Source organism: Streptomyces sp. NPDC007907 (assembly GCF_042959365.1).
Classification (GTDB): Bacteria; Actinomycetota; Actinomycetes; order Streptomycetales; family Streptomycetaceae; genus Streptomyces; species Streptomyces indiaensis.
The window spans coordinates 364,729-384,230 of the sequence record NZ_JBIBKR010000005.1 but is presented as its reverse complement, the minus strand read 5'-3'; the positions used below and the strand labels follow the sequence as shown (position 1 = coordinate 384,230).

21 protein-coding genes and 1 pseudogene are annotated in these 19,502 nt (G+C 74.5%); 11 read left to right on the top strand and 11 right to left on the bottom strand.

Annotated features, from left to right (window positions below; genetic code table 11):
- Nucleotides 1-6 precede the first annotated feature (6 nt).
- Together ACFZDI_RS22520 and ACFZDI_RS22515 are read right to left on the bottom strand one after the other, a co-directional pair.
- A complete protein-coding gene (locus tag ACFZDI_RS22520; protein WP_391252726.1) occupies nt 7-552 on the bottom strand; it encodes a pyridoxamine 5'-phosphate oxidase family protein in 546 nt (181 codons plus the stop codon).
- A gap of 142 nt (nt 553-694) precedes the next feature.
- Nucleotides 695-832, bottom strand: a pseudogene (locus ACFZDI_RS22515) (sigma factor); the annotation flags it as partial.
- A gap of 263 nt (nt 833-1,095) precedes the next feature.
- On the opposite strand from ACFZDI_RS22515, the gene ACFZDI_RS22510 reads away from it, so the two are divergent.
- Together ACFZDI_RS22510 and ACFZDI_RS22505 are read left to right on the top strand one after the other, a co-directional pair.
- The gene (locus ACFZDI_RS22510; RefSeq protein ID WP_391252724.1) at nt 1,096-1,533 is read left to right on the top strand and encodes a YceI family protein; all 438 of its coding nucleotides are present in this window, start codon (nt 1,096-1,098) and stop codon (nt 1,531-1,533) included.
- Nucleotides 1,534-1,623: 90 nt separating this feature from the next.
- Nucleotides 1,624-2,598: a nucleoside hydrolase gene (locus tag ACFZDI_RS22505; protein ID WP_391252722.1), complete on the top strand. Its 975-nt coding sequence runs from the start codon at nt 1,624-1,626 to the stop codon at nt 2,596-2,598.
- Nucleotides 2,599-2,797: 199 nt separating this feature from the next.
- Here ACFZDI_RS22505 and ACFZDI_RS22500 read toward each other — a convergent pair whose 3' ends face one another.
- Nucleotides 2,798-3,733, bottom strand: coding sequence for an LAETG motif-containing sortase-dependent surface protein (locus ACFZDI_RS22500; RefSeq protein ID WP_391252721.1), 936 nt, complete (start codon nt 3,731-3,733; stop codon nt 2,798-2,800).
- 315 nt (nt 3,734-4,048) lie between these two features.
- Between ACFZDI_RS22500 and ACFZDI_RS22495 the strand changes: the two genes are divergently transcribed.
- Nucleotides 4,049-5,710 carry an alpha-amylase family glycosyl hydrolase gene (locus ACFZDI_RS22495; RefSeq protein WP_391252719.1) on the top strand — a complete coding sequence of 554 codons (1,662 nt, stop codon included), beginning with the start codon at nt 4,049-4,051 and terminating at the stop codon, nt 5,708-5,710.
- Nucleotides 5,711-5,927: 217 nt separating this feature from the next.
- On the opposite strand, the gene ACFZDI_RS22490 is transcribed toward ACFZDI_RS22495, so the two are convergent.
- Nucleotides 5,928-6,455, bottom strand: coding sequence for an FxLYD domain-containing protein (locus ACFZDI_RS22490; protein WP_234847607.1), 528 nt, complete (start codon nt 6,453-6,455; stop codon nt 5,928-5,930).
- Nucleotides 6,452-6,826 carry a DUF6479 family protein gene (locus ACFZDI_RS22485; RefSeq protein WP_234847608.1) on the bottom strand — a complete coding sequence of 125 codons (375 nt, stop codon included), beginning with the start codon at nt 6,824-6,826 and terminating at the stop codon, nt 6,452-6,454. Before ACFZDI_RS22485 ends, ACFZDI_RS22490 begins: the two co-directional genes overlap by 4 nt.
- A 301-nt stretch (nt 6,827-7,127) precedes the next feature.
- Here ACFZDI_RS22485 and ACFZDI_RS22480 point away from each other — a divergent pair, with 301 nt between their 5' ends.
- Entirely contained in the window at nt 7,128-7,550 is a 423-nt protein-coding gene (locus tag ACFZDI_RS22480; RefSeq protein WP_391252716.1) for a DUF5994 family protein, read from the top strand.
- 16 nt (nt 7,551-7,566) lie between these two features.
- Here ACFZDI_RS22480 and ACFZDI_RS22475 read toward each other — a convergent pair whose 3' ends face one another.
- Nucleotides 7,567-7,929 (bottom strand): DUF1304 domain-containing protein, encoded by a 363-nt coding sequence (locus ACFZDI_RS22475; RefSeq protein ID WP_234847610.1) that lies wholly within the window; start codon nt 7,927-7,929, stop codon nt 7,567-7,569.
- A 459-nt stretch (nt 7,930-8,388) separates the two neighbouring features.
- Here ACFZDI_RS22475 and ACFZDI_RS22470 point away from each other — a divergent pair, with 459 nt between their 5' ends.
- The 6 genes from ACFZDI_RS22470 to ACFZDI_RS22445 all read left to right on the top strand — a co-directional run bounded on the left by ACFZDI_RS22470 (nt 8,389) and on the right by ACFZDI_RS22445 (nt 14,686).
- The gene (locus tag ACFZDI_RS22470; protein ID WP_391252714.1) at nt 8,389-9,645 is read left to right on the top strand and encodes a serine hydrolase; all 1,257 of its coding nucleotides are present in this window, start codon (nt 8,389-8,391) and stop codon (nt 9,643-9,645) included.
- 73 nt (nt 9,646-9,718) lie between these two features.
- A complete protein-coding gene (locus ACFZDI_RS22465) occupies nt 9,719-11,662 on the top strand; it encodes a glycine-rich protein (RefSeq protein WP_391252712.1) in 1,944 nt (647 codons plus the stop codon).
- Nucleotides 11,663-11,827: 165 nt separating this feature from the next.
- Complete coding sequence (locus ACFZDI_RS22460) at nt 11,828-12,379, top strand: TerB family tellurite resistance protein (protein WP_391252711.1); 552 nt, start codon at nt 11,828-11,830, stop codon at nt 12,377-12,379.
- 279 nt (nt 12,380-12,658) lie between these two features.
- Complete coding sequence (gene bla, locus ACFZDI_RS22455; RefSeq protein ID WP_391252709.1) at nt 12,659-13,648, top strand: class A beta-lactamase; 990 nt, start codon at nt 12,659-12,661, stop codon at nt 13,646-13,648.
- Nucleotides 13,645-14,007: a DUF952 domain-containing protein gene (locus ACFZDI_RS22450; RefSeq protein ID WP_234847616.1), complete on the top strand. Its 363-nt coding sequence runs from the start codon at nt 13,645-13,647 to the stop codon at nt 14,005-14,007. The genes bla and ACFZDI_RS22450 overlap by 4 nt, the downstream gene beginning before the upstream one ends.
- 4 nt (nt 14,008-14,011) lie before the next feature.
- Nucleotides 14,012-14,686, top strand: a complete 675-nt coding sequence (locus ACFZDI_RS22445) for a DUF4328 domain-containing protein (protein ID WP_391252707.1) — start codon at nt 14,012-14,014, stop codon at nt 14,684-14,686.
- Here ACFZDI_RS22445 and ACFZDI_RS22440 read toward each other — a convergent pair.
- From ACFZDI_RS22440 to ACFZDI_RS22420, 5 genes are all read right to left on the bottom strand, one after another.
- Nucleotides 14,680-15,576: a putative RNA methyltransferase gene (locus ACFZDI_RS22440; protein WP_234847618.1), complete on the bottom strand. Its 897-nt coding sequence runs from the start codon at nt 15,574-15,576 to the stop codon at nt 14,680-14,682. The two genes, ACFZDI_RS22445 and ACFZDI_RS22440, sit on opposite strands and share 7 nt — an antisense overlap.
- Before the next feature lie 252 nt (nt 15,577-15,828).
- The gene (locus tag ACFZDI_RS22435; protein ID WP_391252704.1) at nt 15,829-16,371 is read right to left on the bottom strand and encodes a hypothetical protein; all 543 of its coding nucleotides are present in this window, start codon (nt 16,369-16,371) and stop codon (nt 15,829-15,831) included.
- On the bottom strand, nt 16,355-16,846 hold the full coding sequence (locus tag ACFZDI_RS22430) for a sigma-70 family RNA polymerase sigma factor (RefSeq protein ID WP_391252702.1): 492 nt from the start codon (nt 16,844-16,846) through the stop codon (nt 16,355-16,357). The genes ACFZDI_RS22435 and ACFZDI_RS22430 overlap by 17 nt, the downstream gene beginning before the upstream one ends.
- Complete coding sequence (locus ACFZDI_RS22425; RefSeq protein WP_391252701.1) at nt 16,843-17,472, bottom strand: class F sortase; 630 nt, start codon at nt 17,470-17,472, stop codon at nt 16,843-16,845. Before ACFZDI_RS22425 ends, ACFZDI_RS22430 begins: the two co-directional genes overlap by 4 nt.
- Entirely contained in the window at nt 17,469-17,843 is a 375-nt protein-coding gene (locus ACFZDI_RS22420) for a sortase-dependent protein (protein ID WP_391252699.1), read from the bottom strand. The genes ACFZDI_RS22425 and ACFZDI_RS22420 overlap by 4 nt, the downstream gene beginning before the upstream one ends.
- Nucleotides 17,844-18,068: 225 nt before the next feature.
- On the opposite strand from ACFZDI_RS22420, the gene ACFZDI_RS22415 reads away from it, so the two are divergent.
- Nucleotides 18,069-19,403: a hypothetical protein gene (locus tag ACFZDI_RS22415; protein ID WP_391252698.1), complete on the top strand. Its 1,335-nt coding sequence runs from the start codon at nt 18,069-18,071 to the stop codon at nt 19,401-19,403.
- Nucleotides 19,404-19,502: the final 99 nt, after the last annotated feature.

Here is a 19,502-nt window from a genome sequence, read left to right as displayed (position 1 = left end):
GCGGGGTCAGAACGTCCACCGGGTGTGGCTGTAGACGCCGTTGTCCCGGCCGAAGCCGTAGGCCGTGTCCGGGGCCACCGCGAACACCACGACGTCGCCGCCGCGGAACGCGTCGCCGATGCCGTGGAAGGTGCCCTCGGGGGAGGTGATGTGCGGCCCGTACTTCGTCTCGTACGCGGTGATCACCTCCTCCAGCAGGGCCCGGTCGCCGACCGGCTCGGCGGTGCCCTCGACGACGAGGTCGAGCCCGTCGGTGAGGGAGTTCGCGCCGGTGGTCAGCGCGCAGTGCGCGTCGTGTGCGAGGTTCTTCGCCTTCTGCTCGGTGCGGCCGGTGGAGAAGTACAGCACCCCGTCGTGCCAGGCGGCGATGCAGGGCGTGACGTGCAGCCGGCCGTCGGGCCGCACCGTGGACACCCAGAAGATCTCGGCGGCCGCCAGCCGCTCCTGGGCCTCGTCCCAGGCGGTGGCGTTGACCTCCGAGGCACCCGGGCGGGGGGTGAGCGCGGAGCTGTAGCGGGCGTCGAGTTCGGTCGTCGGTCGCTGTGCGGGCATGGCGGGACTCCTTCGTCGTCTCCTGCCCGTAACGACCGTCCCGCGGCGCCGGAATCATCGCCGCGTCCGTTCGTGTGGCCGGGCGGCACCGGTCAGGGCGCCGTCCAGGGGCGGAGCTTGCCGGGGTTGAGCACGGCCCAGACGTGCTGGCGTACCACCGGGCGTAGGTCTCCTGCACGACGTCCTCGGCCTCGGCGAGCGAGCCGAGCAGCCGGTACGCGAGATTGATCAACTGCCGCCGCTCGCGCAGGTCGCCGGACGGTTCGGGCGGGGTGCTCATGGTGTGTCCCTCGGTCGCAGGTGCCCTCATCCGTACGACGAGACAGCGCACCGGAATGTGAGGCGACGCGCCCGCCTCACATTCCGCGGGGCTGTGTCGTCGTACGGATGAGACCGATCCCCGCGTCCGACATCTGGGCCTCTTTCCCTTCAGGAGTGATCATGACCACCGCGACCGCACTCGGTGAACTGACCGGTGACTACGTCCTCGACACCGCCCGTACGCGCATCGGCTTCGCGGCCTGAGCCGCACTGGTCAGCACAGTGAGGGGACGCTTCGACGCGTTCGAGGGCAGCGCCCGGCTGGACGGCGGCGGCCCCTCGCGGTCCACCGTCCGGCTGACGATCCGGGCGGGAAGCGTCCAGACCCGCAACGCCAAGCGCGACGGTCATCTGCGCGGCGGCGACTTCCTGGACGCCGAGTCCCATCCGGACCTCACCTTCACCTCGGCCCGCGTCGAGCAGACCGGCGGGACCCGCTTCCGGGTCACCGGCGATCTGACCGTGCGCGGCGTGACCGGGCCGCTCACCGTCGACTTCGAACCGACCGGCACCGACCGCGGCCCGCAGGGTGCCCTGTGGGCCGCCTTCACGGGCCGGGCGGCCCTCGACCGCCATGACTGGGGCGTCAGCGGGGCCCGCGGCATGGTCGGCCGGAAGGTCCTGCTGGAGTTCGAGGTCACGGCGCTCCGCCGGTCCTGACCCTGCCGGGAGAGGGAGCGGGCCGTCGTCCGGGCCGTAGGGTCGCTGCTGCGGAGCTTTGCCGCGAAGCCACTGGAAGGAGTCAACGCCGTGACGGACGGTCAGCCCATCCCGGTGATCATCGACTGCGACACCGGTGTCGACGACGCTCTCGCCCTGCTGTTCGCCGTCCGGCACCCGGCGCTCGACGTGCGGGCGATCACCTGCGTGGCAGGGAACACGGACGTCGACGGCGTCGTGCGCAACACCCTGACCGTGCTGGAGCAGGCGGGCGCTCCGCCCATCCCCGTCGCCCGGGGCGCCGAGCGGCCGCTGATCGAGGACCCCCGGTCGGCGCAGCACGTGCACGGGCGTGACGGCATGGGCGACCTGGGCCTGCCGGAACCGTCCCGAGGGCCCGCCGACGTCGACGCGGTGACGCTGCTGCGGCGCGAGATCCTCGCCTCCCCGCGCCCGGTCACCCTCGTCCCGACGGCACCGCTCACCAACATCGCGCTGCTCCTGCGCACGCATCCGGAGGTGGTCCGCAACATCGAGCGGATCGTCTTCATGGGGGGCGCGGCGGCCGTCGGGAACGCCACGCCCGTCGCGGAGTTCAACGTCTGGCACGACCCGGAGGCGGCCGCGATCCTGCTCACCGCCGGGGTGCCGATCACCATGTACGGGCTGGACGTGTTCAGCCGGGTCGTGGTCCCCGGGGCGGACGTGCGCAGGCTGCGGGCGAGCGGGGAGCCCGGGGCGCGGCTGGCCGGGGAGCTGCTCTCGTACCGCCCGGCCCATCCGGACAGCCGCCCCGACGACCCGGCCGAGACGTCCGGCGGTCTCGGTGACGCGGGCGCGGTGTGCGCGGTCGCCGACCCGGAGGGCCTGACGACCCACCGCCTCCCGGTGGACGTCTCCCTCGCACCCGGGCCCACGCGCGGGATGACCATCGTGGACCGCCGCCCCCGGCCCGGCGAGTCGGAGCTGCACCAGGGCACGTGCGAACAGCCGCTGGTCGACGTGGGGTTGGACGTGGACGTGGAGCGCTACGTGAAGCTGTATCTGGCGACCGTGGAGATGTGATCCGCCGCGAACGACGGCCGCGGCCGGTGCGGGAACGGCGTGCGCCATGCTGATGCCGGTCATGCGGAGCCCGCTGCCCACGGCGACGGGCCTGCGGAGCGAGAGGGCCGCGGTGGTCTGAGCGCGGGGCACGACAGGGCCCGGTGTGCTGTCGCCGCCGGACGACAGCACACCGGGCCCTCTTCGGCTGCGTGTGTCCTTACGCGCCGCGCTTGGCCGTGCGGCGGCGGGTCACGACGACGAGGGCCGCGCCGCCGGCCAGCAGGGCCGCCGCGCCGAGGGCGATCGGGCCGGTGCTGCTGTCGGCGCCGGTCTCGGCGAGGTCGCCGCCACCGCCGTTCGGCTTGGGCGCGACGGGCGTCGACTCGGAGGCGCTCGGGGTGGGTGTGTCCGTGCCGGAGGACGGCGGCGTCGAGGGCTCGGCCGGTTCGGACGGGGACGCCGGGGGCGTCGTCTGCTCAGCGGGCTCGGACGGGCTCGCGGGCGGCGTGGAGGCGGGCGGCTCCTCCTCCGCCGGCGGCGGGGTGGTGCAGTCCTTCGTGCCGCCGTTCCAGGCCGCGATCAGCTTGTCCTTGATGACCGGGCGGTCCGGGCCCTTGGGCAGGTCGCCGTGCTCGAAGCCGTCCTTGGCGTCCGTCTCGCCGTCGAACTTCACCGCGCCGCGGTAGAGGTCGATCTGCCCGAAGCAGCCCTTGTCCGGAATGGCGATGTCGAGCGAGTCGGTGCCGCCCGGCTTGACCGTCACCGTGTCGAAGTCGACGAACACCTGCTCGCCGGAGGTCGCGAACGTCGCGCCGTGGGCGAGGTAGGAAGCGAGCGAGGCCGTGCAGGTGGCCGCGTCACCGGCGGTGCGCACCTTGATGTGGACCTTGCCGTCCTCGGTGGGCTTCAGGTTCTGGTCGTCGACCTTGACCGAGTCGTGGAAGGCGGTGCCGTCGAGTGAGAACTGGCAGCGGTCGGTCCCGGTCTCGGTGCCCGCGCCCGTGCCGGGCTTGTAGCTGCCGCCGGACGACCAGCCGTCGCCGCCCGGCGCACCCTGCGCGAACGCGGTCGTGGCGGAGGCGGCGCACAGGACGAGGGCCGCGGCGCCCGTCCCCAGCAGGCGTCGCGCGGTGACACGTCTCCCTATGGACATGCGTATCCCATTTCTTGGCGTGTTCAGGGACCCGGGTGACGGCATGCGGGCAGCGCGCGGCGCGCGGCTGCCGGGCCGCACCGGGAGGTGAGTGGTCTGAGAAACACTGGGCTCATTGGTCACATGTGCCTCAGTGGCCCCATCGTGGCGGCGCCGCAGCACACTGTCAACCTGCGCTGATGCAAAGGAAGTTGGGCTGCCATCACACTTTCGTCCCAGCAGGAATGGATCACTCCGATCAACCCGATGGTTCCTTTTTCCGGCATTCTGGACAGATTCAATGCTGTCGCCCGTATGCCCTGCGAAGGAGACCGCGTGACCGATCGCTCGACCCTCGACCTGTCGTCCCGGGACCCCGACTGGTGGCGCCAGGCCGTCGTCTACCAGATCTATCCCCGCAGCTTCGCCGACGCCGACGGCGACGGACTCGGAGACCTGCGCGGCATCACCCGCCGCCTCACCCACCTCGCCGCCCTGGGCGTGGACGCCCTGTGGCTGAGCCCCTTCTACCCGTCCGAACTCGCCGACGGCGGCTACGACGTCGCCGACCCGCGGGGCGTGGACCCGCGCCTGGGCACCCTCGACGACTTCGACGACCTGGTCGGCGAGGCCCACCGGCTCGGCCTGAAGGTCATCGTCGACATCGTGCCCAACCATTCCTCCCACCGGCACCCCTGGTTCGAGGAGGCCCTGGCCGCGGGGCCCGGCTCGGTGGCCCGCGACCGCTACGTCTTCCGCGACGGCCGCGGCGGGCACGGCGAACTCCCGCCCACCGACTGGCAGTCCGTCTTCGGCGGCAGCGCCTGGAAGCGGGTGCCCGACGGCCAGTGGTACCTGCACCTGTTCGCCCCCGAGCAGCCCGACCTCAACTGGGAGAACCAGGAGGTCCGCGCCGACTACCGCACCACCCTGCGCTTCTGGTCGGACCGCGGGGTCGACGGGTTCCGTGTCGACGTCGCCCACGCCCTCGTCAAGGACCTGAGCGAACCGCTGCGCGACCTCGGCCGCCCGGAGCTGAGCCGCGAGGAGGCACTCACCGCGCTGCCACCCGGCACGCACCCCTTCTACGACCGTGACGACGTGCACGAGATCTACCGCGACTGGCGCAAGATCCTCGACGCCTACCGGCCGCCCCGCATGGCCGTCGCCGAGGCGTGGGTGCCGGGGGCCCGGCGTGCGCTGTACGCCCGCCCGGACGAGCTGGGCCAGGCCTTCAACTTCGAGTATCTGCAAGCCGGCTGGGACGCGGAGGAGCTGAGGCAGGTCATCACCGATTCGCTCGCCACGGCGCGGGCGGCGGGCGCATCGGCCACCTGGGTGCTGTCCAACCACGACGTCGTACGGCACGCGTCCCGGCTGACGCTGCCGCCCGGCACGGACCTCAACGCCTGGCTGCTGGCCGGCGGGCACGCCCCGGCCGTCGACGAGGCGGCCGGGCTGCGGCGGGCCCGGGCGGCCACGCTGCTGATGCTGGCGCTGCCCGGCTCGGCGTACGTCTACCAAGGTGAGGAACTCGGCCTGCCGGAGGTGGCCGACCTGCCCACGGAGGTGCTGCAGGACCCGATCTGGGAGCAGACGGGGCACGTCCGCAAGGGCCGCGACGGGTGCCGGGTGCCGCTGCCGTGGACGACGACCGGACCGTCGTACGGCTTCGGGCCCGGCGGTGCGTGGCTGCCGCAGCCGCCCGGGTTCGCCGCGTACGCCGTGGAGGCCCAGGACGGGGTCGAGGGCTCCACGCTGGAGCTGTACCGCACGGCGCTCAGGCTGCGGCGCAAACTCCTCGACGGTGAGGAGCTGACGTGGGCGTCGGACGTCCCGGCGGGCGTGCTGCGGTTCGACCGCTGCGAGGGGTGGCGGTGCGTCACGAACCTGTCCGACGTGGCGGTGGGACTGCCGGCCGGGGAGGTGCTGCTGAGCAGTGCGCCGTTGGAGGACGGCAGGGTCGGGCCGGATACGACGGTGTGGCTGGGGCGGTGAGGGCGGTGCCGCTGGGGGTGGGGGCGCCGGGTCGTTCTTCGGCTGCGGCGCCGTAGGGGCTGGTCGCGCGGTTCCCCGCGCCCCTTTGGGGCGTGGGGTCTGCCGTGGGGCCGATCGTTTAGCTCCCCGCGCCCCTTTGGGGTGTGGGGTCTGCCGCGAGGCCGGTCGTGTGGTTCCCCGCGCCCCTTTGGGACGTGGGTCGTGGCCCGGGTGGTGGTCAGTAGCGGACCGCCCGGGCCACCTCGGTGCGGGGCTCGGCGGGCAGGTCGTGGGTGCTGCGGGCGGTGGCTGTCGCGGAATGGCCGGGCTGTACGTGGTCCACCGTGACGATGACCGTGTCGATCAGCTGCCCGTCCGCGTCCCGGAAGTCGACCTGGACGGCGAAGGAGCGGGTCGAGTCGTCGGTGTTGCGGGCGGTGACCTCCGTGCGGACCCGGCCGTCGGACTCGGTGACGGGCGGGCCGGTCGTCACGTCGTTCTTGACGTCGATGCCGTCCTGGATGTCGTCGAGGCGCCGCCCGGCCTCGGCGGTCGCCGACTCCACCGCCCCGGAGGCCTCCGAGGCGATCGAGCCCACGGCGGACTCCGCCTTGCGCGCGGTGTCCGAGGGGCTGTCGTAGTCGCTGCACCCCGCGAGCACGGCGGACAGGCCCAGCGCCAGGGCGGCCGCACCCGCCGCCCGGCGTCTGCGGTGACGGGCGGTCGTGCCGCCTGCCCGGGGCCCGCCGGGGCCGCGCGGGGTCATGTGCGTCCGAGTCCGCCGCCGCCGAAGGATCCGCTGGATCCGGGCGACCAGCGGCGCGGTTTCTGGTCCTTGCCGGTCCTGGTGCTCGCCCGGTGGAGCTCATGGGGCAGGAGCCGCTGACCGTCCCGGGCCACGACCGGCACGTCGTCGGGCTCCCGCATCTCCCGGGTCTCGCGGACCGGCCCACCGTCCGGCAGGTGCGGCTGCTCCTCCGGAGCGGGGTGATGGGTGTCCGTGTCCATGACCCGCATCCCGACCCGCACGGCCCAGATCAGCGCGCAGGCCACGATCAGGCCGCAGACGAAGGCGATGGTCACGGCGACCGCGTGATCTGACGACGCCGCCAGTTCTGCATACGTAGCCGTATTCATGCCCCAAGTATCACCGACGGAATGTAATAAAGCGCCCGGAATGTACCCTCGCAGGCCGGCAGGCCGGCAGGCCGGCAGGCCGGCCCGCGGACGGCGACTACGCGAAGCGCCCGGGCCGAGCGGCCCGCCGCTACGACCAGTCGCTGTGGCTGACCAAGGGCTTCCAGGGCGGCGGGCGGTGCGGGCGGCACGTCCGGACCCCGTACCGCCCCGCGGGGTACGGTGCGGGAACGGAGGGTACGCGGACAGTGGCCGAACCGGTCTTCCGGCCCCCTCACCCGGTCCGCAGCAGGAGCCTCCGATGACCTCCGCCTCCTCGTCGACACCATCGCCCCCGACACCCCCGACACCCCCGGACGTCCGGCTGCGGCTCGCCGAGCCGACGCGCTACGGCCGGACGGCACGCCGTATCGACGGCGCCTGGTGGCCCCGGTCCGATGACCTGGCCGAGGAGCTGACCGGACTGCTGGGCGTGCTGCCGCCCGCCTGGGGGCGCATCGCCAGCGTCCTGGTCCACGGGGACACCTGGCCCGACTGCCCGGAGCAGATGACCGTCGCCGGGCAGCCGGTGCACGTCGGCCACGACGACTCGCCCACCGCCCCCCACACGGTCTGCCTGATCGCCCCCGGCCGGGGCCGCTACGACCTGCTGGTGGTGCCGCCCGGGACGGCCGAGGCCGAGGCGGACCGGCTCATGGAAGGGGCCGTCGCCGGGGACGCGTGACGTCCCGCCCAGCCGCTCAGTGCGCGGCCAGCACCAGCGCCAGGGCGGCCAGCGCCGGGACGGTCTGCACGAAGAGGATCTTCCGGCTGGCGGTGGCGGCACCGTAGACGCCCGCGACCGCCACGCACACCAGGAAGAACACCGAGACCTGGAAGCCCACCGGGTCGGACGCCACCGCGCCCCAGACCAGACCGGCGGCGAGGAAGCCGTTGTAGAGGCCCTGGTTGGCCGCCAGGGCCTTCGTCCCGGCGGCGAACTCGGCACTGGTGCCGAAGGCCGCCCGGGCCCTCGGCGTGGTCCACAGGAACATCTCCAGCACCAGGATGTAGGCGTGGAGCGCGGCGAGGGCCAGCACCGCGAGCGTGGCGACGGTCGACATGCGCTCATCATCACAGGCGCACCCCGTCCGCCCTCGTTCGGGCCCTCCCGGGAGGCGCCGCGGGGCGCGGGCTGGCAGATTGCGGCCAGAGGAAGGCCGGACCCGGCCGTCGCGTCCCCGCGTGTGCCGCTCGGGAGCCGGGACCGGCCTTCCCGCTGCCGCGCCCGGTGACGGAGCCCGAGCGCCCTCCCGTTCCCGCCCGCCGCTCGGCACGTCTGTTCCCGTACCGCCGTTCGAAGCGACGCTCCGGGCCGGCGCGGAGCCGTGCGCCCTCGCACCCCGGACCGGCGTCGCCCCCGGCCGCACGGAACACCCCCGACTCCCCGCCCCGCGGCCGGTTCTCGATCATCCCCCGGAACGATGTGAGGAACGTCCCGAGCCCAAGACGATGACCCCGACCTGTTCGAACACACACCGTCGAAAGCCGACGCACTCGAACACCAGGGAAGGGGCAAGCAGTTGCGCATCGTCCGGCTCCTCGGAACCGTCCTGGGCACCACCTTGCTGACCACCACCGCACTGCTCGCGGCGCCCGCGCACGCCGGCACCACCGGGACCCCGGAGGCGGTGTCCCTGGACGGACCCGCCCTGCGCGGCTCGCTGGACGCCGTCCATGAGGCGGGCCTGTACGGCGTCTTCTCGTCGGTCCGGGACGGCCGCGAGCGGTGGACCGGCGCCTCCGGTGTGGCCGACACGGCCACCGGACGGCCCGTCACGCCGGACATGCGGCAGCGGGTGGGCAGCATCAGCAAGACCTTCACCGCGGTGGGCGTCCTGCAGCAGGTGGAGCGCGGCCGCATCCGGCTCGACGCGCCCGTCGGCGACTACCTCCCGGACCTGATACCCGGGGAGCGCGGCCGGGAGATCACCGTCCGCATGCTCCTGAACCACACCAGCGGCATCGGCGACTACGTCCTGAGCGCCTTCCCCTCCCTCGCCCAGGGCTCGGCGGCCAGCCTCGAAGAGGAGCGGTTCCGCTCCGTGCGCCCCGTGGAGCTGGTCCGGATGGGTCTCGCCGCCCCCGCCACCGGACGCCCCGGCGCGGTACCCGGCTCGTACTCCAACACCAACTACGTCATCGCCGGACTGCTGCTGGAAAAGGTCACCGGCCGGAAGGCGAGCACCTACCTCACCCGGCACGTCATCGACCGGGCCGGGCTGCGCCACACGTACCTGCCCCGCACCCCGTACATCAAGGGCCCGCACGCGCGGATGTACGAGTCCTGGTTCGGCCGGCTCGACCCGCCGCGCGACTTCAGCGTCTACGACATGTCCTGGGCATCCACCGCGGGCGCCGTCGTCTCCACCACCGACGACCTGAACCGCTTCTACCGCGCCCTGCTCGGCGGGAAGCTGGTCGGCAAGGCCTCCCTCGACGAGATGACGCGCACGGTCCCCGTCTCCGGCATCGACTACGGCCTCGGCATCTACTCTCTCGAACTGCGCGGCTGCGGCCGCTTCTGGGGCCACGACGGGGCGGTGTTCGGCGCCGGCACGATCGCGCTGTCCAGCCGCGACGGCAAGCGCCAGGTCGCCCTCGCACAGAACCTGATGAAGTATCAGGAGCTCGACGAGAACGGCAGCCCGAAGCGGCACCCGATCGACGACGCGCTCGCCGTCCACATCGTCCGCGCGCTCTGCCCGGATGTCCCCGCGTCCGGAATCAACCATTCTCGGTTGACCAAGACTCTCAGGTTTGATCAGCTGTCCCACTAGTCATGTTCGATTCTGATCGAGCACTTCATGGCTCCCTGGGGGGGAGCTTGTGACGAGTTGGGGAGTTCCCTTGATGCATCACGGTTCCGCCGTGGCGCGCCGCGCCGGTTTCCGGCGTGGCGCCGCGGCCCTGACCTTCGTGGCGCTGGCCGCCGGCACCGCCCTGACGGGTGCGCCGGCCGCCACGGCCGTCGGCGGCCAGGCGCCCGCCGGGAAGGCCTGCACGCCGACGGAGGGCTTCTCCGGCTGCCGCCTGTTCCTGCCCACCAAGGGCGACCAGGACTTCACGGTGCCGTCCGGGGTGACGAGCCTCGACGTACGGGCCTGGGGAGAGGGCGGCACGGGCAACTCCATGGCGTACGGCGGTGCGGGCGGCTTCGTCGCCGGCGCTCTGAAGGTCAGCCCCGGAGAGGTCCTGAGCCTCGCCGTCGGCGGGCCCGGCTTCGGTGACGCCCTCGCCGGCAAGGGCGGCAGCAGGGGTGGCGAGCGCGGCGGCAACAGCAGCGCCGTCCGTACGAGCGGCGGGGCACCGCTCGTCGTCGCGGGCGGCGGTGGCGGCGCCGGCGGCGACACGGCCCATGGCCAGGCCGGTGCCGCCGGGGGCGAGAACGGCCAGGACGGCTCCGAGAAGGACCGCGGCGGCAAGGGCGCCGGCGGCGCGAAGGGCGGCGCGGGCACCGGCAACGGCGCCGCGGGCGCCGACCGCGCGAAGGGCGGGGCCGGCGGCGCCGGCGGCACGGGCCGGTACGGCGGTGGCGGCGGCGGTGCCGGATACGCGGGCGGCGGTGGCGGCACGGGCGCCGAGACCGGCTCGACCACCGGCAGCAACCCCGCCACCGGCAGCGGTGGCGGCGGCTCCAGCTACGCCGAACCGGCCCGGGTGGACGACGCCCGGCTCGTCGTCGGCGACAAGTACACCGCCCCGGAGAAGAAAGACCCCTTCTGGGCGTCCTCCGACAACCCGATCGACTCGGGCGTGGCCGAGGGCGGCGTCGACGCGCCCGGCGGCCCCGGCCGGATCGTCCTGCAGTGGCGTCAGACCCCCGCGACGGACCGGCTGGTCCAGGTCTCCGGCACCGACGCCACGACCCAGCCGGGCACCGACGTCCGGCCGCTGGCCGTGGTGGCCCGGGACAAGGACGGCAAGCCGGTCGCCGACACCTCGGTGACCTTCACCGTCGAGGACCCGGACGGCCTGAAGCCGCTGTTCTACCTCACCGGCGGCCCGGACGACGACGAGACCGTCGTGGCGACCGACGCCCGGGGCCGTGCGCAGACCCCGTGGATCGGCCTGGGCAGCCGCAAGGAGGGCTCGTTCACCGTCCGGGCGACGACCCTGGGCGCGTCGACGGCCTTCACCGTGCGGGTCACGGAGTCCCCGTACACGGTGAGCGCCGTCGGCGGCAACGAGCAGAAGGCCGAGCAGGGCCGGGACTTCGCCGACGCGCTGCTCGCCCGGGTGCTCAGGTCGGGCCGGCCGGTGCCGGCCGGCACCGAGGTGGAGTTCCGCGTCGAGGACGGCGACGAGGGTGCCCCCCGCTTCGGGGGCGAGGAGCGTGTCGTCCGGGTGAGGACCGACGGCTCGGGCACGGCGACCGCCCCGGCCCTGACCGCCGGTGAGGGCACGGGCACGTACACCGTGGCCGCGTCGGTGGGTGCCGCCATGACCCAGTTCGCGGTCGAGGTCGTCCCCGGCGACGGCACGCAGGAGCCCGGCCCCGGCGACGCGTCCGGCTCCCCGTCCCCGAGCCCCACGGCCGACCCGAGCCCGTCCGCCGACCCGAGCCCGTCCGCCGAGCCGAGCCCGTCGACCGGCACCTCCGGCACGACCGGCGGTGACGGCACCTCGACCACCGGCGGCGGTACGTCCACCGCCCTCGACGGCGGCAGCCTCGCCTCCACCGGCGCGGGCGGCATCGGCCTCCTCCTCGCGGCGGCCGCGGGCCTGGCAGCGGTGGGCTTCGCGGCCTTCCGTCTCGCCCCGCGCCTGAAGCTCCGCGCGCGTGACGGCGCCTGACAGCGCGTCGCACGTCGTCGCGACGGCCCGTACCCGGTCTTCCGGGTGCGGGCCGTCGCCGTTTCGACTTTGCGGAACCTTTGCCCGGGGCCGGGCGTTGGAGGGGGTGTGCGCGCGTGAGCGCGGGTGCGCCAGGTGATGCCGACTAGTACCGAGGTGACGTCAATGGCAGTGTGGGACCGGCTCAAGGACCAGGCCAAGGCTCTCCAGCAAGGTCAGGGGGCGCGGGGTGCGACGACCGGTGGGCACGGCGGCGGGACGAGGCCCGGCGGTGGCGGCAAGGCCCAGCTGGTCGGCCTGCTGAAGACGCAGCTCGGCTCGCTGAAGAACGAGTTGAAGAGCGGGGCGTACCGGGACGCGAGCATGGCCATGTGCGCCCTGGTGGCGGCGGCCGACGGGCAGGTCGACCCGGCCGAGCGCCGGCAGGTCGAGTCCATGATCCTCACCAACGAGGTTCTGCAGAACTTCCCGCCGGAACAGCTCCGCCAGCGTTTCAACAAGCACGTGGACCAGCTGACGGCCAACTTCCAGCTCGGCAAGTCGGAGGCGATGCAGGAGATCGCCAAGGCCGCCAAGAAGCCCACCGAGGCCAGGGCCGTGATCCAGACGGGCATCGTCATCGCCGGTTCCGACGGCGATTTCTCCCAGGCCGAGCAGATGGTCCTGCGCGAGGCCTGCGCGACGCTGGGGGTGTCACCGGCCGAGTTCCAGCTCTGACCCCAGCTCTGCCGGCCGTGGTGATGCGGCTTTCTCAGGAGGCCGGGCCGGGTTCCCGTCCACCGGGACGGGGGCCCTCCCCGCACGACTGCGGGAGCGGAAGCGCCCCGCACAGCTTCCCCAGGGGGCGGGGCCCCGGCACGACCGCCGGAACAGGAACCCTCCCCGCACGGCCGCCGCAGCTGGAGCCCCGCGCATGACCGCCGGGACGAGACCCACCCCGCACGACCCCCGGGGCGGGAGCCCCTCCCGTACCTCCGTCGTGACAGGAGCACCGCGATGACCCTCGACCGGACCGTCCCGTCACGGCGTGTCCTGTTGGCCGCCGCGGCCGTGCTGCCGCTGTCCGCCTGCGGCACGGGCGACCGGTCGGCCGGTGACCCGGGCCGGACGCCCGCGCCCACCGGCACGCGCCCGGGCCGGCACTCGCACTCGAGCAGGCCGCTGGTTCACCGCCTCCGGCTGGCGGACCTGGAGCGCGCGTACGACGCCCGTGTCGGCGTCCACGCCCTCGCGACGGGCACCGGTGCCACCGTCGTGCACCGGGCCGGTGAACGCTTCGCGTTCTGCTCGACGTTCAAGGCGCTGGCCGCCGCGGCCGTCCTGCACCACCGCACCGCGAGCGGCCTGGACCGGCGCGTCACCTACACCGAGGCCGACCTGCGCTCGACGACGCCGGTCACCGGCAGGCACGTGAAGACCGGGATGACCCTGCGCGAGCTGTGCGACGCCGCCGTCCGCCACAGCGACGGCACGGCGGGCAACCTCCTGATGCGCGACATCGGCGGCCCGCCGGCACTCACCTCCTACCTGCGCCGGCTCGGCGACACCGTCAGCCGCATGGACCACTACGAGCCCGACCTGCACGACGTGCCGCCCGGCGACCCCGCCGACACCACCACCCCGCAGGCGATCGCCACCGACTTCCGCGCGCTCCTCCTGGGCACCGCCCTGCCCGCCCGGGAACGCCGGCTCCTCATGGACTGGCTCTCGCGCAACGCCACCGACGTCGGCGCCCGCCGCATCCGGGCCGGGCTCCCCGGCGACTGGAAGGTGGCCGACAAGACCGGCACCGGCGACTACGGCCGGGCCAACGACATCGCGATCGTCCACCCGCCGCGCACCGCGCCGCTCGTCCTGGCCGTCATGACGGACCGGACCGGGCACGGCACCGAACCCTCGGACGCCCTGGTCGCCGAGGCGACCCGGCGGGCCGTCACCGCCCTGAGACTCCCGGGGCTGCCGTCGGCGTCTATAACGGGGCCATGATCTATCACGTCGTACCGCTCACCGTCTGGACCACCGCCACCGGCCGGACGTACGCGCCGGACTCCCTGGCCGACGAGGGCTTCGTGCACTGCTCCCCGGACGAGGCGACCACGCTGGCCGTCGTCGACGCCTTCTACCGGGACGCGCCCGGTCCCCTGCTCGTGCTCGCCCTCGACGAGGCGCGGCTCACCGCCCGGGTCGAGTGGGAGGCGGCGGCCCCCGCCCCGCCGCCCGGGGTCTCCGGCGACGTCCTGTTCCCGCACGTGTTCGGCCCCCTCGACCGGGACGCCGTCGACCACGTCCTGGAGGTGCGGTTCGACGAGGAGGGCCGGGCGGCGGAGCTGCGTACGGCAGGATGACCGGGTGATCGAACAGGAATCCGCCCCCGGCGGCCCCCCTCCCACCCTGCGTCCCGTCCGGGGAGCGGCACGCTGCGCCGTCGCGGCCCTCGCGCTCGCGGCGGTCGCCTGGGTGGTCCGGGCGGTCTGGCACCTCCGGCTGGCCGCCGCGGGCGAGCCGGCGTCCGGCCCGCCCGACCAGGGCGGTGGGGTGCACCGCCCGCTGAACGCCCTGGAGGACTCCTACCACCTGGTCTCCTCGGCGGGTGCCGGCGTCACGGCCGTCTGCGCGATCGTGTTCCTGCACTGGCTGGACCAGGTGCGGGACAACGCCAAGGCCCTGACGGGCGCCAACCCCCGCTACGGCGACGGCTGGCTCTGGCTGGGCTGGGTCGTGCCCGTGGCGAACCTGTGGATACCCCGGGGCGTCGTCGCGGACGTCCACAGCTCCGTCTTCCCCGAGCGGCCGCTGCCCACCGTCGTGAACTGGTGGTGGGGCCTGTGGCTGCTCGGCCTGGCCGGCGGCGTGGGGATCATCTACGCCGACGACACGGACGAGGTCATCGCCCGTGCCTACCACGACGTCGCGCCCCTGCTCACCGCCGACCTGGTGATCGTGGCCGCGGCCGCGGCGGCGGCCCTCATGGTCCACACGCTCACGACGGCACAGCAGGAGCAGATCGCCCACAAGGGCTACTGACCGGCCCGCACCGGCCGGTACACCGACACGGCGAACGACGCCGTCACCGGCACCGGCTCCCCCAACCGGTCGACGCGGTCCCTCAGGTGCGCGGTCGTGAGGTGATGAGCGGTCGGACCCATGCCCACCAGGCCGGCGACGTCGTCGGCCGTGAGCCGCATGGCGTACTCCAGCGGCTCGGTGCGGTCGAGCCGGAAGAGGGCATCCAGGGAACGGCGCAGACGCTCCTCCTTCCGCGGGTCGACCGCCAGCAGCCCTACGGGCCCGCGCAGTTCACGCAGGTGCCGGTCGGTGGGCGTGACGACGAGCAGCGTGCCGTCCGGGCCGAGGACGCGGTGGAACTCGGGCCCGTTGCGGGGTGCGAACACGTTGAGGACGAGGTCGGCGCAGCCGGTGCGCACCGGCCAGGGCCGCCACACGTCCCAGCCGGCGGCCTTCGCGCGGGCGTGCGCCCGGGCGGCCACGCGCAGGGCGGCGGCGGAGCTGTCCAGTCCCAGCCCGTGGGCCTCGGGGAGGGCGTCCAGGACCGCGGCCAGATAGTGGCCGGTGCCCGCCCCGGCGTCCAGCACGGTGCCGTCGGGCGGGGCCAGGTCCGAGGCGAGCCGCGCGAGGGTGCGGGCGAGCGGGTCGTAGTGCCCGGCGTTGAGGAACGCGGCGCGGCTGCGGACCATGCCGGGGGAGTCGGCGCTCGGGGCCCGCCGGTGGCCGGTCAGCAGACTGACGTAGCCGTGGCGGGCGATGTCGAAGGTGTGCCGGCTCGCGCACCGCAGCGCACCGGCGGTGTGTTCGAGGGCGGACGGGCACAGCGGGCAGGTCAGGACGGACAGAAGACGATCGCAAGACAAGGGGTGCTCCTCGGAACGCGACGCGGCCGCGGCGGGGCGGTGCATCGCGTGCGGGCGGCGGACGGTGAGGCGTCGGCGCGCGCCGGCCGGCCACCGTGAACCGGCGGCCGGGGGCGGGTACGCCGAGGACGGCGACGTGACCGAGCACGTCGCCGTCCTCACCGCGGCGTCAGAGGAAGCAGTGGGGCAATGCGTTGCATGCAAGTGCCATACGGCCAGGCTACCGGCGCCACCGGGCCGCGCGGGAGCCGTGGTCCCGTGCGCGCCAACCCGTCGTCCGGTGCCTGACCTCCGGCGTCACCCGCGGCCCCCGCCGGTGCCGTTCAGCGGCTGTCCGACACCGTCTCCCGGTCCGTGCCCGGGCGGGACGGGGCGGATCGAGGTGGGGTTGGCGGACGGGGCGCGGCGGGACGGTTCCGCCCGGTCGGTCGCCTCCTCGGGGGTGGGGGTGCCGGGCCTGGTCGTGCGGGTTTCGCCGGTGTCCGGGGACGAGGGCCGCGAGTCGGGAGCGGACGGGGACGGTTCGGGGGTGGGGGTCGCCGAGTCGGTGGCGGGCGCCGGCCGCATGGTGGGCGGGGCCATCGGGACCGTCGGCGTCGGCGGGTGCTCGGGCACGGTGTGGCGCAGGGGGAGCGCGATGAGGGCCGCCGCGACGCAGCACAGACCGGCCCCGGCCGCGGTGCGCAGCAGTCGGCGCCGGGCCGCGCGGCGCCGGATCGCCTCGTACTGACCGGCGGGAGCCCCCAGGTAGTCGGGGCCGCAGGGGCGCAGGATCACGGCGAGCGGATCGTCGTCGGCGTGCTCCGGGTCACCCGGGGCGCCGTCAAGGCGTGTGGTCAAGGGTTCTCCTCAGGTGGACGCGGAGCAGTTCCCGGGCCGCGTGCAGATCGGCCTTGACGGTGCCTTCCTTCCGCCCGGTCAGTGAGGACACCTCCCGGATCGGCATGTCAGCGTAGTAGTGGAGGAGGATCGGGACGCGCAGTCGTTCCGGCAGTGACTGCACGAGCAGCCGCACGGAGGGGTCGGTCTGCTCGGTCGGCGGGCGTACGGCGGCTTCCGAGGTGACGCGGTGCAGGGCCCGGCGCTCGCGTTCCGTCCTGCGCCAGTGGTCCCGGACCAGGTTGGCCGCGGTGACGTAGAGGAAGCCGCGCGGCTCGTCGACGGAGGTCCAGCGGGCCCAGAGCCGGGTGAACGCCTCCGAGGCGATCTCGTGGGCCGTTCCGTCGTCGTCGACGAGCCGGCGGCACCAGCCGGCCAGGCGCGGGTAGAGGGCGGCGAACAGCTCGGACGCCGCCTTCTCACGGGACCGTTTCAACGCTCTCCAGAGGTGGGGGACTTCGCGCCGCTCAGCGCCGCGAACACGATCACGTTGTCCGCGTAGCCGTCTCCCGTCCGCGCTCCGCCGCACGTGATCAGCCGCAGTTCGGGGCGGCCCACGTTCCCGTAGACGTCGTCCGCCGGGAAGTCGGTTTTCGGGACGGTCCGTACGGCCGTGACGGCGAACTGCGCCGCCGTGCCGTTCTCCAGGCGCGCCACGATCCGGTCGTCCCGGTGCAGCCGGGCGAGGTGCCGGAAGACGCCGTCCCCGTACGGGCCGACCGTGACATGGCCGAGGAGCACCGACGGGCCGGTCTCGCCGGGGGTCGGCGAGTGCCGGTACCAGCCCGCACGGTCGTGGTCCGTGACCGGCGGCACCTGCACGGTGCCGTCGGCTGCCAGGCCCAGCCGGACGACCGGGGTGTCGACGCCGATGGCCGGGACCAGGAGCCGGACGGGCACGGAACGGGCCAGGGGGCGTGCTCGGTCGGACGGCGCCGGCGAAGCGGTGGTCCCCGGCCCGCGCGCGGCGCCGGCATGACGGGTGGTGTCCTGGCCCCCGCACGCCGTCAGCAGGGACGCCAGTCCCCCGGCCGTGAAGGCGCGCCTGGAGAACGCGCTCACGCCCCGCTCGCCCGGCGTCGGCGCACGACGAAGACGGTGCCGCCGCCCAGGGCGAGCACCGCGGCGGCGCCCGCGCCGATCGCCGTGCCACCGGTCCCCGTGTCCGAGGCCGTCGTCACACCGGTGTCGGGCGCGCCGCTCGGCCGGACGGAGACCTGGTCCTCGGCGGGCGCCCGGGTCGGCTCGTCCTCGGCCGGAGGGCGGGTCGGTTCGGGCGCCCGGGTCGGTTCGGCGCTCTCCGCGGGCCGGGTGGTGGGCGAGGCGGCCGACGGGACCGGGCTCGGGGTGCTCCCGTCCGCGAACGCGGGCCCCGCGCCCAGCAGTACGGCGGTGCCCGCGAGGGCCAGGGTGCTGAGGACAGTACGGCGCATGGAATCGCACTCCTTCGTCGGTCCGCCCGACGGTGGCGGGCTGGGTGACAGATCGTGCGGAGAGACGAGCCGGCGGCACAGCAGGTTGTAAAGAGATGGCAAAGCCACCGCGAGGCCTTCTGAAATAATCGGTGCGGGCGGGAGTTCGGGGCCGTTAGCATCCGACGCGATGACGACTCACTCCGAGAACAGATCGGAGGACCCGTCCGCGCAAGGTGAGTGCTGATGCCCACCGACTTCGCGAACGGGGACTTCCCGCTTTCCTTCTGGCCGCGCGTGCGCGAGTACGCCGTGCCCCCTTCCATGATCGAGACGGCGACCGCGCGCCGCCGTGCCGGTGACTGGGCCGGTGCCTGCGCCGCCGCGAACATCGACGTCGACCTCCGACCCCGCCTCGTCGCGCGGCGCCACGGCGCGCAGGTCGCCGCCCTGCTGCGCGCCGACCTGCGCCACCTCGCCCCTGACCTGCTGCGCTGGCACATGCCGAGGATCGCGCCCGACGGGCTGCTGCGACCGGGCCTGACCCTCACCCTGGCCCGCTACGGCACGGGAGCGGAAGCGCCGCACCTCGTGGCGCGGACCCCGCCGGCCTGGGCGGACGCCGGTCAGCGGATCAGCCTCGCCCTGTGGGACGGCTCCCGCAGGCACGAGAGCGACCGGCGGCATCCGCACCCCCGTCCCAGCCGGCGCTTCCGGCTCGATCTGCACCGCCACCTGTGGGACGCGCGCCGGGCCGGCGAGCTGCGGGCGCGCTCCGGCCGGGGCGGCCCCCTCCCGGATGCCGCCGGGCCGCTGCTCCCGGAGAGGCGGTGCGCCGTCGACCGCTGGGCGGCCGAGGCGGCGATCCTGCTGCGGGCCGAGGGGCGGTCCGGCGGCAGGGTCGCCGTACGGCTCGGGGCGCGGCACCGCGTCGTCCTCGACGTGTCCGACGGGGGCGGACAGACCGCCGTGTCGTACGCGCGTGCCCCGGACTCCTCGCTGCCCGTGCTGCCCGACGCGGCGACCTGGGTGCCGCCCGACGTGGAGCTGCTGCGGTCCGGGGCGATCGACGCCGGGCGCCTGCATCCGCTGGTCGCCGCCGCGTTGGGGGCCGAGGGGGCCGGCCCCGCTGCGGAGCCCGAGCGGCCGGGCGATCCACGGGTGGTGGAATGCCGGGGCGCACGGCACCGGATCGGCCTGGTCGACGGCGTCCTGGCCGCACTCGACCACGACCCGGACGAGGTGCGGCGGGAGGAACTGCTCGCCGCCCTCGGCGGACCGCCGCTGCCCTGCCTGCGGGCCGTCGACGAGGCACACCGCCGGCCCGACTGTCTTCCCGGCGTCCGCGAACGCCTCCACCACGGCGACACCGCCGGGGCGCTCGCCGCGGTCGAGAGCCTGCTCGGCCCCGAGGCGGTGCTGCGCGACGGCCCGTTGCGGGACGCGCTGGAGACGGCCGCGCGGAGGCGCGTCGCCCATGGGCTGTTCCGGGCCGGGCTGGAAGGCCCCTCGCCGGGCAGCCTGCGCCCCTGGGACCGTCGCCGCTCCCGGGACGACGGCCCGCACCCCCGCCACATGTAAGGCGCCCCGACCTCTCCCGCCTTTGTCCGACCGGGCGCGACCCCGTGCCCGGTTCCTCCTCGTCCCACCGAGACGTCCACCGAGACGCCCGAGACCTCC

Coding starts and splice junctions, on each gene's coding strand:
- ACFZDI_RS22520 (WP_391252726.1), bottom strand. CDS start 552: ATGCCCGCACAGCGACCGACGACCGAACTCGACGCCCGCTACAGCTCC.
- ACFZDI_RS22500 (WP_391252721.1), bottom strand. CDS start 3,733: ATGTCCATAGGGAGACGTGTCACCGCGCGACGCCTGCTGGGGACGGGC.
- ACFZDI_RS22490 (WP_234847607.1), bottom strand. CDS start 6,455: ATGACCCCGCGCGGCCCCGGCGGGCCCCGGGCAGGCGGCACGACCGCC.
- ACFZDI_RS22485 (WP_234847608.1), bottom strand. CDS start 6,826: ATGAATACGGCTACGTATGCAGAACTGGCGGCGTCGTCAGATCACGCG.
- ACFZDI_RS22480 (WP_391252716.1), top strand. CDS start 7,128: ATGACCTCCGCCTCCTCGTCGACACCATCGCCCCCGACACCCCCGACA.
- ACFZDI_RS22475 (WP_234847610.1), bottom strand. CDS start 7,929: ATGTCGACCGTCGCCACGCTCGCGGTGCTGGCCCTCGCCGCGCTCCAC.
- ACFZDI_RS22465 (WP_391252712.1), top strand. CDS start 9,719: ATGCATCACGGTTCCGCCGTGGCGCGCCGCGCCGGTTTCCGGCGTGGC.
- ACFZDI_RS22460 (WP_391252711.1), top strand. CDS start 11,828: ATGGCAGTGTGGGACCGGCTCAAGGACCAGGCCAAGGCTCTCCAGCAA.
- bla (WP_391252709.1), top strand. CDS start 12,659: ATGACCCTCGACCGGACCGTCCCGTCACGGCGTGTCCTGTTGGCCGCC.
- ACFZDI_RS22450 (WP_234847616.1), top strand. CDS start 13,645: ATGATCTATCACGTCGTACCGCTCACCGTCTGGACCACCGCCACCGGC.
- ACFZDI_RS22440 (WP_234847618.1), bottom strand. CDS start 15,576: ATGCACCGCCCCGCCGCGGCCGCGTCGCGTTCCGAGGAGCACCCCTTG.
- ACFZDI_RS22420 (WP_391252699.1), bottom strand. CDS start 17,843: ATGCGCCGTACTGTCCTCAGCACCCTGGCCCTCGCGGGCACCGCCGTA.
- ACFZDI_RS22415 (WP_391252698.1), top strand. CDS start 18,069: ATGCCCACCGACTTCGCGAACGGGGACTTCCCGCTTTCCTTCTGGCCG.